This window comes from Gloeocapsa sp. PCC 7428 (assembly GCF_000317555.1).
Classification (GTDB): domain Bacteria; phylum Cyanobacteriota; class Cyanobacteriia; order Cyanobacteriales; family Chroococcidiopsidaceae; genus Chroogloeocystis.
Window position 1 is genome coordinate 3,386,819 of sequence record NC_019745.1, and the last position, 14,451, is coordinate 3,401,269.

Annotated in this window: 15 protein-coding genes; 6 read left to right on the forward strand and 9 right to left on the reverse strand. The window is 45.0% G+C overall.

The features are described from left to right. Nucleotides 1-329 precede the first annotated feature (329 nt). From GLO7428_RS14875 to GLO7428_RS14885, 3 genes are all read right to left on the reverse strand, one after another. On the reverse strand, nucleotides 330-959 hold the full coding sequence (locus GLO7428_RS14875) for a ribonuclease H-like domain-containing protein (protein ID WP_015189390.1): 630 nt from the start codon (nucleotides 957-959) through the stop codon (nucleotides 330-332). Nucleotides 960-1,019: 60 nt separating this feature from the next. After that, nucleotides 1,020-1,544 carry a CAP domain-containing protein gene (locus tag GLO7428_RS14880; RefSeq protein WP_041918646.1) on the reverse strand — a complete coding sequence of 175 codons (525 nt, stop codon included), beginning with the start codon at nucleotides 1,542-1,544 and terminating at the stop codon, nucleotides 1,020-1,022. A 253-nt stretch (nucleotides 1,545-1,797) separates the two neighbouring features. Continuing rightward, nucleotides 1,798-2,400 (reverse strand): DUF3318 domain-containing protein, encoded by a 603-nt coding sequence (locus GLO7428_RS14885; protein ID WP_015189392.1) that lies wholly within the window; start codon nucleotides 2,398-2,400, stop codon nucleotides 1,798-1,800. A 224-nt stretch (nucleotides 2,401-2,624) separates the two neighbouring features. Between GLO7428_RS14885 and GLO7428_RS14890 the strand changes: the two genes are divergently transcribed. Beyond that, complete coding sequence (locus GLO7428_RS14890) at nucleotides 2,625-2,882, forward strand: hypothetical protein (RefSeq protein WP_015189393.1); 258 nt, start codon at nucleotides 2,625-2,627, stop codon at nucleotides 2,880-2,882. Between the two features lie 70 nt (nucleotides 2,883-2,952). Here GLO7428_RS14890 and GLO7428_RS14895 read toward each other — a convergent pair whose 3' ends face one another. The 6 genes from GLO7428_RS14895 to GLO7428_RS14920 all read right to left on the reverse strand — a co-directional run bounded on the left by GLO7428_RS14895 (nucleotide 2,953) and on the right by GLO7428_RS14920 (nucleotide 10,206). Next, a complete protein-coding gene (locus GLO7428_RS14895; protein WP_015189394.1) occupies nucleotides 2,953-4,674 on the reverse strand; it encodes an iron uptake porin in 1,722 nt (573 codons plus the stop codon). Between the two features lie 146 nt (nucleotides 4,675-4,820). Continuing rightward, complete coding sequence (locus GLO7428_RS14900; RefSeq protein ID WP_015189395.1) at nucleotides 4,821-5,387, reverse strand: Crp/Fnr family transcriptional regulator; 567 nt, start codon at nucleotides 5,385-5,387, stop codon at nucleotides 4,821-4,823. A gap of 410 nt (nucleotides 5,388-5,797) precedes the next feature. Continuing rightward, entirely contained in the window at nucleotides 5,798-6,457 is a 660-nt protein-coding gene (gene phoU / locus GLO7428_RS14905) for a phosphate signaling complex protein PhoU (RefSeq protein WP_015189396.1), read from the reverse strand. Nucleotides 6,458-6,510: 53 nt separating this feature from the next. Continuing rightward, nucleotides 6,511-7,794 carry a cell wall metabolism sensor histidine kinase WalK gene (locus tag GLO7428_RS14910; RefSeq protein WP_015189397.1) on the reverse strand — a complete coding sequence of 428 codons (1,284 nt, stop codon included), beginning with the start codon at nucleotides 7,792-7,794 and terminating at the stop codon, nucleotides 6,511-6,513. 155 nt (nucleotides 7,795-7,949) lie between these two features. After that, nucleotides 7,950-8,702 carry a winged helix-turn-helix domain-containing protein gene (locus GLO7428_RS14915; RefSeq protein ID WP_015189398.1) on the reverse strand — a complete coding sequence of 251 codons (753 nt, stop codon included), beginning with the start codon at nucleotides 8,700-8,702 and terminating at the stop codon, nucleotides 7,950-7,952. Nucleotides 8,703-8,985: 283 nt separating this feature from the next. Beyond that, the gene (locus tag GLO7428_RS14920; RefSeq protein ID WP_015189399.1) at nucleotides 8,986-10,206 is read right to left on the reverse strand and encodes an FAD/NAD(P)-binding protein; all 1,221 of its coding nucleotides are present in this window, start codon (nucleotides 10,204-10,206) and stop codon (nucleotides 8,986-8,988) included. Between the two features lie 54 nt (nucleotides 10,207-10,260). Here GLO7428_RS14920 and GLO7428_RS14925 point away from each other — a divergent pair, with 54 nt between their 5' ends. The 5 genes from GLO7428_RS14925 to hemB all read left to right on the forward strand — a co-directional run bounded on the left by GLO7428_RS14925 (nucleotide 10,261) and on the right by hemB (nucleotide 14,425). Beyond that, nucleotides 10,261-11,010, forward strand: coding sequence for a GTP-binding protein (locus tag GLO7428_RS14925; RefSeq protein WP_231295493.1), 750 nt, complete (start codon nucleotides 10,261-10,263; stop codon nucleotides 11,008-11,010). Then, a complete protein-coding gene (locus GLO7428_RS14930; RefSeq protein WP_015189401.1) occupies nucleotides 11,007-11,822 on the forward strand; it encodes a metallophosphoesterase in 816 nt (271 codons plus the stop codon). The genes GLO7428_RS14925 and GLO7428_RS14930 overlap by 4 nt, the downstream gene beginning before the upstream one ends. 3 nt (nucleotides 11,823-11,825) lie before the next feature. Further along, on the forward strand, nucleotides 11,826-12,542 hold the full coding sequence (locus GLO7428_RS14935) for a metallophosphoesterase (protein ID WP_015189402.1): 717 nt from the start codon (nucleotides 11,826-11,828) through the stop codon (nucleotides 12,540-12,542). A gap of 214 nt (nucleotides 12,543-12,756) precedes the next feature. Beyond that, nucleotides 12,757-13,323: a Crp/Fnr family transcriptional regulator gene (locus tag GLO7428_RS14940; RefSeq protein ID WP_015189403.1), complete on the forward strand. Its 567-nt coding sequence runs from the start codon at nucleotides 12,757-12,759 to the stop codon at nucleotides 13,321-13,323. Between the two features lie 82 nt (nucleotides 13,324-13,405). Continuing rightward, on the forward strand, nucleotides 13,406-14,425 hold the full coding sequence (gene hemB / locus GLO7428_RS14945; protein WP_015189404.1) for a porphobilinogen synthase: 1,020 nt from the start codon (nucleotides 13,406-13,408) through the stop codon (nucleotides 14,423-14,425). Nucleotides 14,426-14,451 lie beyond the last annotated feature (26 nt).

The following is a 14,451-nucleotide window of genomic DNA, read 5'->3' on the forward strand; positions in this document are numbered from 1 at the left end:
AGCATCGAAGTTTCATTAGATTGTTGAGCCGGTTCAGCAGTCTGTATTGTAATAAATTTAGAATTGCTAGAAGACTGTGAAACTCGCTGGCAACTTAAAGGTCGTGTATAAGAAGTCTGTTGACATTCTATAGTCGTTACTGGATACTGGTTCAGTAGTATTAGCGACATTGATACTCAGTAGTAAAGATAATGCAGAGCTAAAAATTGTAAGTAATTCTATCGTGAGAAGTTTTTTGCACGCTTAAGGTATCAATTTTCGATATTTAGAGCAAAGTTAACGATTTTTATCAAAAGATTGGGAGAAATTAAAAAAGCTCCTTCTAGCTATTAATGTTCAAAAATATCTTTGAATTGCAATAAGTCTAGCGTGACAATTGTCGGCAAACACTCAAAGCACGCTTGTGCTAACTCTAATCGATCTTCACGTTCGAGCATAGCAACGAGTTTTTGCTGTGCAGAAAGCAAATAACGAACATCGTTTGCGGCGTAACGGAGTTGTTGTTCGCTTAAAGATGCAGCGTTTCCCCAATCAGAACTTTGGGCGCTTTTATCAAGTTCAACTTTTTCAAGTTCTTGAATTAAATCTTTTAGCCCGTGTCGATTTGTGTAGGTGCGAGCAAGTTTACTGGCAATTTTAGTGCAAAAGATGGGTGATACTTGAATGTTGAGATGATAGCTTAAGGTTGCAATGTCAAACCGTGCAAAGTGAAAGACTTTGAGGATATCAGTTGCTTGCATTAACTTTTGTAAGTTTGGTGCAGATTCTTGTCCTTTAGCAATACGAATCGCCGTAACACGCCCTTGAGGATCGCAAAGTTGTACAAGACACAAGCGATCGCGCCAGGGTAATAAACCCATTGTCTCAGTATCTACAGCGATCGCTTCCGCATTCATGTACTGCGTTAAAATTTCGTCATCAATATCGCGATCGCAAACTTGAAAATCGGTTAATTCCATAAGGAGGGGTCAGGGGTCAGAGGTTGGGGGTCAGGTAAACTCAGAATGATTCTTTTGATATTAGCGGCTGCGGATAAAGATTTGGGTAAAGTAATATTCACCGTTAGCGTTGCGACTAATACCAATACCTGTTAAATCATATTGACCTTCGATGTTAACGCGATGACGAGGGCTTTTAATCCAACCTTGGACAGCTTGCACATCTGGATTACTATAGCCTTGATTAAACGCAACGTTTTCAGCGGCTGCGCGATAAGGTATTGTACGGCGAATAATTTGAACGCGCTGATCGAAACCATCGTGGCTAAAAGCAACCTTACCACTTGCCATCGCTTGACTGTGGGCTAATGCTTGGTCGCTAATGCGAGAATCGAGAGTGAGTGGTGGTAAATTGCGCGATCGCCGATACTCATTGATTTGTCGATGAATTGATTGTTCCAAAGCTGTATGAGAACTTGAAGCAGGTGTTGGTATACGTGACATTTGTGCAGGTACAATTCTTTGAGCAACCGATGCAGCATGACAGCTAACCGTTCCACTTGCAACAAGCAAGCTCAAAGCCATGCTGGAAAAATACTTTTGCATTCTAGCGGTTATTGTTCAAACAGTTCATTGATTTCAGCGTTGCTGATTAGCGTATGATTTGCCCCCTAGCCCTGCAATACCGTTTCACTTTAAAGCGGCTACAAATGGGCAGCAGAGGGAGCAGGGGCGCAGAGGGGGTAAGGAGAACTTATTTGTAGCGATCATTTAGTGAAATGGTATAAATAGATTGTTTTTCCTGATTTTCTCCCCTAACGTAGCCCAAAATTGCTAGAGAGACTTTAAAAGAACATTTTTACTGAAGTGATTCAGGAACACTTACAGCAGATAAACCCGCGATCGCGCGTAAATTTTGGCAACGAATAAGTTCAACGAAGGTTAAGCTAGGACGCTTTTCGAGTTTGGCGACAGTTTCGATTGCAGATAATAAATATTCTGCGGCTTCGGCTTCGATGTAGTTGCGCCTTTGGGCAATTTGAATCGCGGCTTCATCGGCGGCGATTTCGAGTTGCGTACTGCGATTATTACGCCAAATGCGATTAATGGCGATCGCGCTCAAACCTCCTGCAACTAAAACTCCGACAGCGTCTTGCTGCACTAACTCGATTGTTGCGCCGATTAGTCCTGCGATCGCAACACCTTGATAAATATCTGGCTTTAACCACTTAACTTGCAAAAGCCATGATACGGTGCGTAACAACAGCAGATCTCTTTGCGGCTGCGAAAGCCGACGCCACAAGTCAAAGTTAATATATATTAGCCGTTGCTGATTCCAAGGCAGAGGAAACGGGCTATGAATTACGGTTGCTTGCTCTGGTTTATGCACAATTTTAGTCATCATGCGACCAGAAGCAGGCATAATCTCTACAAGGCGGCGAATTTCAATAGCTGGCTCCATTGACTTTAGTTCAGCAATAGTACGACGGTTGGGCAATAAGACAACTGGGAGGGGGGAATAGACATTCTTTTCAATTACCAATTACCAGTCACGCTATATTTATTTTCTCCCACTTACTATAGATAATAAGCACTTGAAATGAGGATTTCGGTATAGATGCATTTGCTTTGCTGACCTCCGACCTCCGACCTCCGACCTCCAACCTCTTCATAAAGGATTCCTGAATGGATGCGTTTGCTCCTGTTCCGCCTGAATGGACTAATAAGGCAATTCACGCGTATGAATTTTGCTGTCCTACTTGTCGTGCTGCGAGTCGAGATGCGAAAAATGTGTGGCTGAATCGACGATCGCCTGTGATGACCGATAATTATCGCCGCAAGTGGCAAGAGTTTTATCAGTGTCGTTGTGGTTGTGTATGGTGGGCTTGGAGTAGCGATCGCCCGCCTTCGGAGTTTTCTTCATCTGAGCAGCAATCGATGTAGTATGCAAAAGTAAGTGGGGCGACCCAGTAGCGATCGCCCCAGCCTCAGTTAAATAGTCTTAACAATTACTTTAGAACGAGAATGTCGTCCGAAGTGTTCCTACATAGATCGTGTCGTTAGCAGTGTTGTGCTCTGGATTGAAGATCACTAACACGCCAGGAGTAACCGAAACGTTTTCGGTAAGTTGTAGGCGGTAGAATCCTTCGAGGTGGTAGGAAATATCAGGATCTTCAGCTGTTGCAATGCTGCTTTCTGTCACTCGCGGTGGTTGACCAAAAATGACACCTAGCTGATTACCTTCTCTACCGAAGTCTTGTACTGCTAGTGCAGCCGCCCAATAGAACATATCAGCATCAGCAGCAGGTCCTACTAAAGCATCAGCGGTTGAGTAACCTGCCCAACCTGAGAGGTTCAAGGTTGTACCGAGTTGTAAACTTGCTTGTACGCCGTAGTGGTTAGCTTCGGTTGCAACGTCGCCAAAAGGTGCATTGGCATTCGCGCTACCTGTAGAACCGAACAGATTAATTCCGCTCGCTGTGTTTTGATAAGCACGAGCGTAGGTAGCACCGATTGTGAAAGTATCACTGAACCGAAAAGCAACTTGACCTAATGCGACGTAAGCACCCTCAAAAACTCCAGTACCTGCTTCAGGAGTGTTTGCAGTAGGCGCTAGAAACGCCCCCGACACGGTTAAAGGGCCTTCTGGGTTAAGAATAACAGATAGTCCAGCACCGGTGCCGCTTGTGCGGAAGATCGGGCTACGTTGACCGTAACGCGAGATTGAACCGCGACCACTACTATCAAAGGAAGGGTTGAAAGTGAATAAACCTGCGTCTAGTCCGGCGTTAGCATTGAGTTGAACTAAAGCCGCGTCACCAACGGGGAAACGATAGAACAAGTCATCGATTTCAACATTGTTATCAGTGGTGATGTCGTAGCCCAAGCGGGTCATTACTGTACCCGTCTCGCCAGCGTTATTGTCTATATTTCCAGCTTGTAGACGAGTTCTCAAGAGATCGTCGCCACCAAAGCTCGTGTCAAAGTTCAACCGCGCGCGTGCCCCAACAACGGTATTGTAATCTAAGTCTGTTCCGCCTACGGCTGCGTCACCGAAGACGTCAGATGCGGAAATAATGACTTCGCCGTTGAGTACAGTTGTTGTCGAGAACTGATTTGCCTCAAGTTCTGCGGTTTGCGCTTCTAGAGCATCGACTCGACCGCGCAGGGTAGCGATTTCTGCGGCAAATTCTTCTTGCAGGCGCTGGAGGGTCGCTAGGTCTTCGCGAGTTACCATGTCTGCTGTCGCTGTCGCAATCAACTCGTTTACACGGTCTAAACATGCGTTTAAACCAGCGGCAAACTCGTAGCGCGTCAAGGCGCGATTACCGCGATAAGTGCCGTCTGGATAACCAGCAATACAGCCGTAGCGTTCAACAAGTGACTGTAAAGCTTGAAATGCCCAGTCGGTAGGCTGGACGTCTGACAACTGCGAGACTGATGTCACCTGCGCTAGCGAGTTACTTGCGGGGGCTTGGCTCACCAAGCTTGGCGCTACGCGATTATCGGCAATTTTGATTTCGCTAGCAACGGTTGGCGTTGCTGCGTTGCTGGTCGGAACTACGATGCTTTCAGTTGCTGGTTCAACAGCCGCAACTTGACTTGTTGTAGCTGTAGTCGCAACAACTAAATCGGCAGCCGCAGGAGTTTCAGCTGCTTGAGCGCGATTACCTAGAAGCAACGCTCCTAGAATCACTGGACTTAGCTTTAAAGCATTCCAGAAAAATTTCGTCATAGTTTTCTCACTCACACCAATGTGTTACAGACAAATTTAAACTTGTAGGTATATCTGCTGCACCATGTAGATTATACAAGCTTATATCACTCAAAAATCAATAGTAAAACCTCGGATTTCATAATTTTTTTAATTTAATGAGTTGACTACTTGATTAAGCAGAGAATTAATCGCCGTTGATGACGAAGCAACATTCCTTCTTCCTCGAATTGCTGTAACAATCGAGTGACGGAGACGCGTGTTGTATTGATGACTTCAGCTATTTCTTGGTGCGTAATCGCTAAATCAATTAACCGCCCTTGCTCCACTTCGCGACCGAACTTCTCTGATAGCCAGATTAAAAAGTGCCACAATCGCATAGACACAGGTTTGCGATGCACGATACTAAGGAGTTCTTCAGATTGTTGAATGTGGAGTAACATTGCATCTACTGCTTGGTGCCAGAATCCCGCAGGCAAAAGACTCATCTCGACACTTGTTAAGCACTCGATTTGGTAGGGATTAACGCGCGAAAGAGGATAACCGACTACATCGTCGGTTCCCCAATATCCTAATGTAATTAATGTGCCTTGCTCGCTCCAAGTAAAGGTACGTACGGCTCCACGCTCAATTTTCCACAACAGATCTTGACGAGGTGGAATGAGTTCTTTACGGCTAAATATGCGCTGACTAATTGGAGAAGGTAAAGCTGGGTTTGGAGCGGAGATAGTCATATTTGGTTTAACCGTTTTTTGTTTCGTTGGTGTGGTTATGATTTATTACTCTTCACTCATATTTCGGTAAATTTCGTTCTCCATAGGCTGCATATTTATATAACTTTAGATATTTTGGATATTTACGACCAAATATTATTTTGATAAAACTAGCGTATTTTTTTGTTTACAGGTAAAACGCTGTATCTGCAAAAGTAGATTGTAAATTCAAGTTGTCACACTTGATGTTCATTATTTGTAAGCTTAAGTGTAACTATAATAATGTTGAACTAGCCTGAATAAGGCTTTTGCTATAGTTTTAATGATGATCTTAAAACGACAAGTTTAAGAATAGGTAAGCCTTTGTTAAAGATTAGAGCGGTGGGTGAATCGCGCTGGATAACTCACAAAAATTTCGACATAAAGCTATACTACGATCGATGTCCGGTGACAATGTATGCCACTCTTTGACCAATATTAGTTGCATGATCTGCCATGCGTTCTAAGTGGCGAATGACAAGTACTAATAACAAAATTGGTTCGACAACGCCTTTAATATCGCGTTCGGTTGCTAAAGTTTGGTAGAGTGTTTCGTAGGCATCGTCTACAAAGTCATCAAGTTGCTTGACTGTTTTTCCAGCATCGGCGTCGAGATCGGCAAGCGCGACTAAACTCGTAGCGAGCATTGCTTGCGCGTGATGTGACATCTCTTCGATTTGCGGAACACAGCGATGCGGAGGATAAGGAAAAAGCTTGATGGCGATTTCGGCTAGATCTTTAGCATAATCACCGATACGCTCTAAGTCGCGGACGAGTTGCATGAAAGCACTCAATAGACGTAGATCTTGTGCGACAGGGGATTCTGACGTGAGTAAAGCTGCACACTCTAACTCGATTTGTTTATAAAAGCGATCGATTTGTTTATCGAGGCGGGGAAGTTCTCTCGCTACTTCTAAATCACGTGCAAACAATGCTTGATGGCTCAGCCTAAAGGAATTTTCAACTAAAGCCCCCATCCGCAGAACGTCACGCTCTAAGCTTTTGAGACGACGTTCAAAGTGGCGACGCTCCGAATTAGAATTAACATTCACGCTTCGCAATGTTTGCGCTCAAGTCATTAGTTAGTGTTGCCTTAATGTTAGTGCTAATTTTGAGGATTCGCTAATACCTCTGGTAGCAGAACTTGCAACCAAGCGCCACCAGTTTGCGGATGATTCATTGCTTTGATTGTTCCGCCGTGGGCTAAAACAATTTGTCGGGCGATCGCTAGACCCAAACCACAACCTGTACTCACAGGACAACTGGGATGCGTGAACGTTTCTTGGCGCGTGCGCGAGGGATCGCCTCGGTAGAGTCGATCGAACACACGAGGTAAATCAGTGCTAGGAAAGCCTGGACCAGAATCAATAATATCAATTTGTACTTGCTCGGCTGCAATCATACTGAGCTTGACATCAACTTTTCCTTGGGGAGGGCTGTATTTGATGCTGTTATCAAATAAATTCAAGAACAAGCGATAAAGTCGCGATTCATCAGCGTTAAGCCATACGGCTTCAGGTCCAGAATAACTCCATTGCATCTGTTTATTTTGCGCTATAGGTTCGAGCGTTTCCCACACAGCGCTGATGAGCGATCGCAGTTCGACGTTTTGGCGATTTAACTTACTGTTGGCTTCGAGTTGATTGAGTTCTAACCAGTCTTGAACTAAGTTAATCAGGCGATCGATTTCAGGAAGAATACGCGCCGCCCAACGTTGAAGTGGTGGCTGTAACTGATCGTGCAAAGTTTCGGCGACAAGACGAATTGAGGTGAGGGGTGTTTTTAGTTCGTGGGCTAAATCTGAAAGCGTGCGATCGCGGGATTGCGCGAGTTCTACTAAAGGTTGGCGATTTTCAATAAAGACGCCGACTCTTCCTTCTGGTAACGAATAACCAAAAGCTCGTAACGTGCGGGGTTGGGCTTCGCCGAGGGATACTGCATTGGTAAAAGTTGGATGAAATACCCATTCTTTGACTTGTGGCTGTTGCTGATCGCGTGTTAGTTCAATTAAATAATCCAACTCATACGATCGCACAAGCTCTAGAAGCAGCCTCGTTTGTTGTGGGTTCCACTTTTGGATGTTCAATAACTGCTGTGCTTGGAGGTTGCAGCACAGCAATTGATTTTCTTCATCTACTTCTAGATAACCTATCGGCGCAACTTCTAAGAGATATTCGCTCAAGTCAATTTTTGCTTGTAACTCGGCGTTGTGTTCTTTTTGCTTGATAATTGCCCGCTGTAGTAAATTGATAGAAGGTAACGAAATTTCTGTCACTTCCGAAGGAAGCCTGCGTAATACTTGCTGTAGTCTTTTTTGGAATTGGGTATATTGCCATAACCAAATCCCAAGTCCTATCGTTAGTCCCAATAAGAATTCTAACAACGCCATTTAAAGCTCATAGCTTTTTACCCATTAGCTACTAGCTTATCGGTTTTGGCTGGGAATGAGTTAATGTGAGAGGTTAGCGGTCGAGGGACGCTCCGCAGGCTTTCGGTGCAAAGGACTCATCACTTACTACTAGCCCTCATCACTTGCTCTTTTTTTTACCCAAAGCGGTAGCCGAAGCCGCGTACAGTAATGATGTATTCAGGATGACTGGGGTCTTTTTCTAATTTTTCGCGTAGCCAACGGATGTGAACATCGACGGTTTTGCTGTCTCCAATAAAATCTGCGCCCCAGACTTGATCGAGTAATTGTTCGCGCGACCAAACGCGGCGGGGGTATGTCATGAATAGTTCAAGTAAACGAAATTCTTTAGGTGAAAGACTTGCTTCTTCACCGCGTACAGTGACGCGACATTCTTGTGAGTAAAGCGTGACATCTTTGAACTGGAGTAGCGGGAGTTGCGGTAAGCTATTGAAGCGCTGGCGACGCAACAAAGCGCGACAACGAGCAACAAGTTCGCGCATACTAAAAGGTTTGGTGAGATAGTCGTCGGCTCCTACTTCTAAACCTAAAACGCGATCTGTCTCGCTACCTTTTGCACTCAGAATGAGGATAGGAATTTGATTTCCTTGATGACGCAGTAGGCGACAGACGTCTAAACCGTTCACTTGCGGTAACATTAAGTCTAAAATCAGCAAGTCATAAGGTACTTCGCCTTGAGTTGCCTCGGAAGTTGGTAGCATAGATAATGCTGTTCTACCATCAGTAGCAGTTGCGATCGTATAACCTTCAGCCTCTAGCGCGAGAACTAGCATTTCGCGGATTAACTCTTCGTCCTCGACGACTAAGATGCGGCTCATTTGTCCAATTTCTGCCCTCGGAGGACACTTGGCTGGTTCAAGAGTAAACATCAATCAAATATTTCGCGAGTAGGCTGCATAATTTATTATCTACCTCTGATGGTATACGTAGTTATCCTACTTATGAAATTAATATACAAATTTATTTTGAAATTTACGTGGCAAAGTTTGGCGGAACTGCGGATTTGACAAATGAATTGGGTTTGTTAGTGTCTAGCGGTTGAACCATGACTACACAGACAAAACCCGTCTTCACGGGTTTCTTTAAATTTGAGTTAGCCCACGCAGGTGGGCTTAGTTTGTGAAGCGGCGACTTTAGTTGCCAAGCTGAGCGTCAGTGGGAAAAAGTAAGGCTGGGTTTCCACAGCGCGGGGATAATTTTTTCACTTGCCATTCTAGCACCGGATAAATTACGGGCTACAGGTCCGACTTGGAGTGCGGCGAGTCCGCCAGTGATGAATAATTCGCAACCCGCCCAGCGTAAGTGAGGATCGAGGACTGGTAAACCTTTAGCGGTGGGAAGCGGATAATGTTCGATGATTTCTGTGAGTAAAGGTTCAGCGGTGAGGTCGATTTTGGTTCCTGTGGCAAGCCAAATGCGATCGCACTCGTGTTTACTGCCATCATCACAAGTAATCTGCCACGCCTTATGCCATGTTACGGATAGCACTTGACATTTTTCCATTATTTTGATATAGTCCCTACGATGGGCGCGGCGCAGTTGCAGCATAATTGCGGGTGTCAGAGAACCGCCGTTTCTGGCGTTTTGAATTGTTTCGGCGCGGTTTTCCCAATCCGGTTCTGTCCAGAAGTTTTTGAGGTATTTTGGTCCTAGCCAACCAGGATCGGCATCGAAGAGTTTTTCTTGCAGATCGCGACGGGACATGAGTATGACTTTAGCACCACGAGCGATCGCGCCTAAAGCTAGGTGCCCGCTGGTTAATCCACCGCCGACGATCAGTACGGTTTCGCCGTGTAGTTGTAAATGACGCAAATCGACATGACGCGAATGGCAAAGTCTGTCTTGCGGGTAGGGTGATGCGATTTTTTGCACCCAAGCGGGAATTTGCGGCGTACCGCTACCTGTCGCGAGAATAACGCGTCGCGCCACGATTGATTGATCGTTGTCTAACCAAAGACGAAAGCGCGATCGCAAGTTTTGTTTAATCGGTTCAATGCGAACAACTTTAGCGGCGACAATGTGCTGTTGTAATGACCAACGGCGAATCAACTCTTGGCAAAAATCTTGAAATAATAAGGTTCCTGGAAGATCGTAAGGCGGGTAAAGTTCGTGCGATCGCGATTGCGCAAATTGTCTTAAAGCATAGGGGTTGGGATCGGGATGATGTACCGCAGGCGATCGCAAATGCGGAATCTCAAACGCACTAAATTGATTTTGCCATTGTTGCATCCAAGTGCCATGAGGATCGAAGACTAATAACCGCTGACGTAACTGCTGGCGTTTTTGCAATAAGTGCGTCACGACAGTCATTGCATGAGGTCCCGCGCCAATGATGGCAATATCTGTGTAATTAGGTAGTAAGGTTGCCGCCATACTCGATGTCGATTTGTGTCATAATTTTTATGCAATGATAATCATTATCATATCGTGAAGCAACGGATGACTGCGGTGGCTGGTCTTCCTGGTGTAGGAAAGACCGATTGGATTCGCCAGCAATTTACGCAAAAACCCACTTTGTATTTTTCACCAGCAACGCGGGTTGGAATTGACCAAACTCGTTTAGCAGCGGAGTTTCCTTCTGTGCAATTTTTAGCTGACGACCAACAAGCACAATTGTGGAATTTACTTGCTGCGGGTGTTACGGCTTACTTGGAGTTAGGATACCACTTAGACTTAGCCCAAATAGCGCCGATTCTCGATACTCTCAACTGTCATCGCGTAGCGATTGTTCCTGCTGGGATGCAAGCTGCTGATTGGGAAGAATGGGCGGATGAGATTGTTGAAGGTTCATCAACAGCAACGGATGCAACTTCGTTATGGGTTGCGAATACGACGGGTCATGTCATCGATCCTGATAGTTTAGAGGTTTTTTGGTATGAACTTACTCAAGGCGCTTACGGTACAGTATCGCGCGCCAAGGGGATTTTTGAGCTTGCGGATGGGTTATCGGTTTATGGTGACTTTATTGCAGGGAGGGAACTGCAATTTGATGAGTTAAATCTACCACGCTGGCTTGAGGGAAGACCGCAGCGCCTCAGTGGTCTTGAAGTGTGGGGAAATCAATTAGATGAAGTTGCGATCGCTCAAACTTTTCAAGATTGCTGTTTATCAGATGCTGCGATTCGTCACTATCAACAACAAGTAAAAGAAATGCTCATTGAGGAAGCTATGGTATGAAATTAGCCGTTATGTCGTGCATTCACGGAAATTTACCTGCATTAGATGCAGTTTTAGCAGATATTGCCCAACAAAAAGCTGATAGAATCTATTGTGTTGGCGATCTCGTTGGCTATGGTCCTTATCCTAACGAAGTCGTAGAACGCATCCGCACGTTAAATATTCCGACGTGTGCAGGTTGCTGGGATGAAGATGTTGTCGAAGGACTCAATGCGTGTGACTGTAGTTATCCTTCATTATTAGCCGAAAAACGCGGTATGGCTGCCCATGCGTGGACAAATCAAGAAGTTACACCAGAAACACGCGAATTTTTAGCGCAATTACCTCACAGTCTCCACGAAGGTAATTTATGCTTCGTTCATGGTAGCCCTTACAGCGCGCATGAGTATCTGTTACCCGAAATGGATGCTTTTGTGGCGATGGAACGCGTACTTTCGACAGGGGCGGATGTGCTATTCTGCGGACATACTCACGTACCTTACGTGCGATCGCTTGATAATGGACAATGGCAAATTCGGATTACCGGTCCTAGTCTTGATTCAGAACAACATTTGAAATTTACAGCGCCTTTCAAGCAAATTGTGAATGTCGGTTCAGTCGGCGAACCGCGTCACGGACGCCCAAACGCAACTTATGTTCTTTACGATACTGAGACGCAGCAGGTAGCGCTACGCGAAGTTGCTTACGATTACCAAAAAACTTGTGCTGCGATCGCTGAAAAAGGTTTACCGCCTATTTTTGCTTGGCGTTTAGCCAGAGGATTGGAATATGCAGAAAGGGCGGAAGATCCTACTCATGTGTGTGCACGTTAAGTTATGGGTTACTGGGCAATTTTAAGTGGTGTTGAGGGGAATTTAGCGGCTTATGAAGCTGTGCTTGCGGATATTAAACAAAAGGCTGTAGAAGAAATTTATATTTTAGGAGATTTAGTCGGACCGCACCCAGACTGCGAAAAATTAGTACAGCGAGTTCAAAATCCTCGTCAGGGAGAATTGCAACCTCAAATATGCAAAGGATGGTGGGAGGAACAATGTTTAATTTTGCATGGTGTTGGTACGACGGGGGATGCGACTGAGTTGACGCATAAGTACGGCGCTGAAATTGTCGAAGTGTTGTGGAAATCTGTTTCGCGTCAAACTGTGGAATGGATACGCAAGCTTGATTTTGGTTTTCACGATTGCGATTGCTTATTGGTTCATGGTAGTACTCTGGGTGTTGATGATGAATTAACTCCCGAAACACCTGCACCGCAAATGCTCGATCGCCTTGTACGCGGAGACGCACAAACGTTATTCTGCGGGCGTTCGGGTTTGGCGTTTCAGTATCAAGTGCAATCAGGTTCGATCGCAGCAAGCGTCACGACGTTGGATGCGCAAAAATCACCCTGCGCGATCGCCACACAGCCACGCCAAGTTATTGGGGTAGGTAGTGTTGGCAAATTGCCAGAAATTGCTATCTATACTTTGTTTGAACCGCAAGCTAATCACGTACACTTTAAGACTGTTCATTACAAACTAAAAAAAAGTGACTAGCAAGTGTTCGCAGTAAATACCCCTTGGTGTAGAGACCTTCTTTAAAGTTTTTGTCATCTTCCCTTAGTCATATTCCCCTAGAATTATTTTTTCGCCAGATGAAGAATATATGTTTTATTGAGAATTCTTTTCATTTAACTTGCTTTTTCGAGTCAACGAATCTATACTCAATTCCAAGCAATATCCGCACTCCTCACTTTTAAATCCAAATGCTATGGCTTTTGTAACTCACAGCCCAACGTCGCCGGCTAATTGGAGTCAGTTCACCTTCAGTCGTGGCGATAAAATTCCATTACAACCAAATGTCCTACTGCGTATTGAACGCGGGGCAGTACGTAGCTTAACGTGGAGTGAAGAAGGTACAACAGTAACGCTGGGTTATTGGGGCGCTGGGGATGTCATAGGTCAACCTTTATCTCGCATTCAACCATATCAAATTGAATGCTTAACGAGTGTCGAGGTGACTTATGTTCCCGCTTTACAGTGGTCTCAGATCATTGATAACATTTTGCGGAACGTGCAGCAAGCGGAGGAATTACTCTGTATCGTCCGCCACGAACGAATACCCAATCGTTTACTGCAACTTCTATCTTGGTTGGCTAGCAAGTTTGGGCGTAGCGTCGATCAAGGACAGTTAATTGATTTGCGGCTGACGCACCAAGAAATTGCTGAAGTGATTGGCACAACGCGAGTTACGGTAACGCGAATGCTAGCACGGTTTGAGGAAGAAGGTATTATTTATCGCCCTCGGCGTCATTTTATTTTGTTGCGTCGGGTTTAGAGTTTTTCGATTTTCTTAGGGGCGATCGCAATTCATTCACGCTTTTATGAAATAATGATTATCATTCTCATAAACGATTTTTATGTCTTCACAAGTTGTTTCAACGCACGAAACATCAACAACTGATGCACCGATAATTCGCCCGCGCCGCTTGCGACGGACACCTGCATTACGGCGGATGGTACGCGAAACACAATTAAGTGTGAATGACTTGATTTATCCTCTATTTGTCATGGAAGAGGCAGGAAAAATCGAAGTCACTTCGATGCCAGGATGCTACCGCTACTCACTAGATTTATTGCTAGAAGAAGTGGCGCAAGCGAATCAGTTGGGGATAAATGCGATCGCGCTTTTTCCGGTCATTCCTGAAAGCAAGAAGGACGATACTGGTAGTGAAAGTTATCATCCAAACGGTTTGGTACAGCAGGCGGTTAAAGCGATTAAGCAAGCTGTGCCAGAGATAATTGTGATTACTGATGTGGCCCTCGATCCGTTTACGACGCACGGACATGATGGGTTAGTTGACGAACATGGCACAATTTTAAACGATCCTACGGTAGAAGTTTTGGTAAAAATGGCACTCGCGCAAGCCGCAGCCGGTGCAGATATGGTTGCCCCTTCAGATATGATGGATGGGCGGATAGGCGCAATTCGTAAGGCTTTAGATGCTGAAGGTTACATCAATGTCGGAATTCTGGCGTATTCTGCTAAGTATGCATCGGCTTATTATGGTCCATTTCGCGATGCGTTAGACTCTGCACCGCAATTCGGAGACAAGAAAACGTATCAAATGGACGCGGCTAATGCCAGAGAAGCTATGAAAGAAGTGTTTCTTGATGTTGCAGAAGCTGCGGATATTGTCATGGTGAAACCTGCTTTAGCTTATCTTGATATTATTCATCAAGTACGCAAGGCAACGCATTTACCTGTTGCAGCATACAACGTCAGTGGCGAGTACGCAATGATTAAAGCTGCTGCACAACAAGGTTGGATTGATGAAAAGCAAGTCATTTTAGAGACTTTAACGAGTATGAAACGCGCGGGTGCAGATTTGATTTTGACGTATTTTGCTAAGCAAGTTGCGTTGATTTTAACTGCGTGAAAACGTCATAAAGAATTGTACTCAAT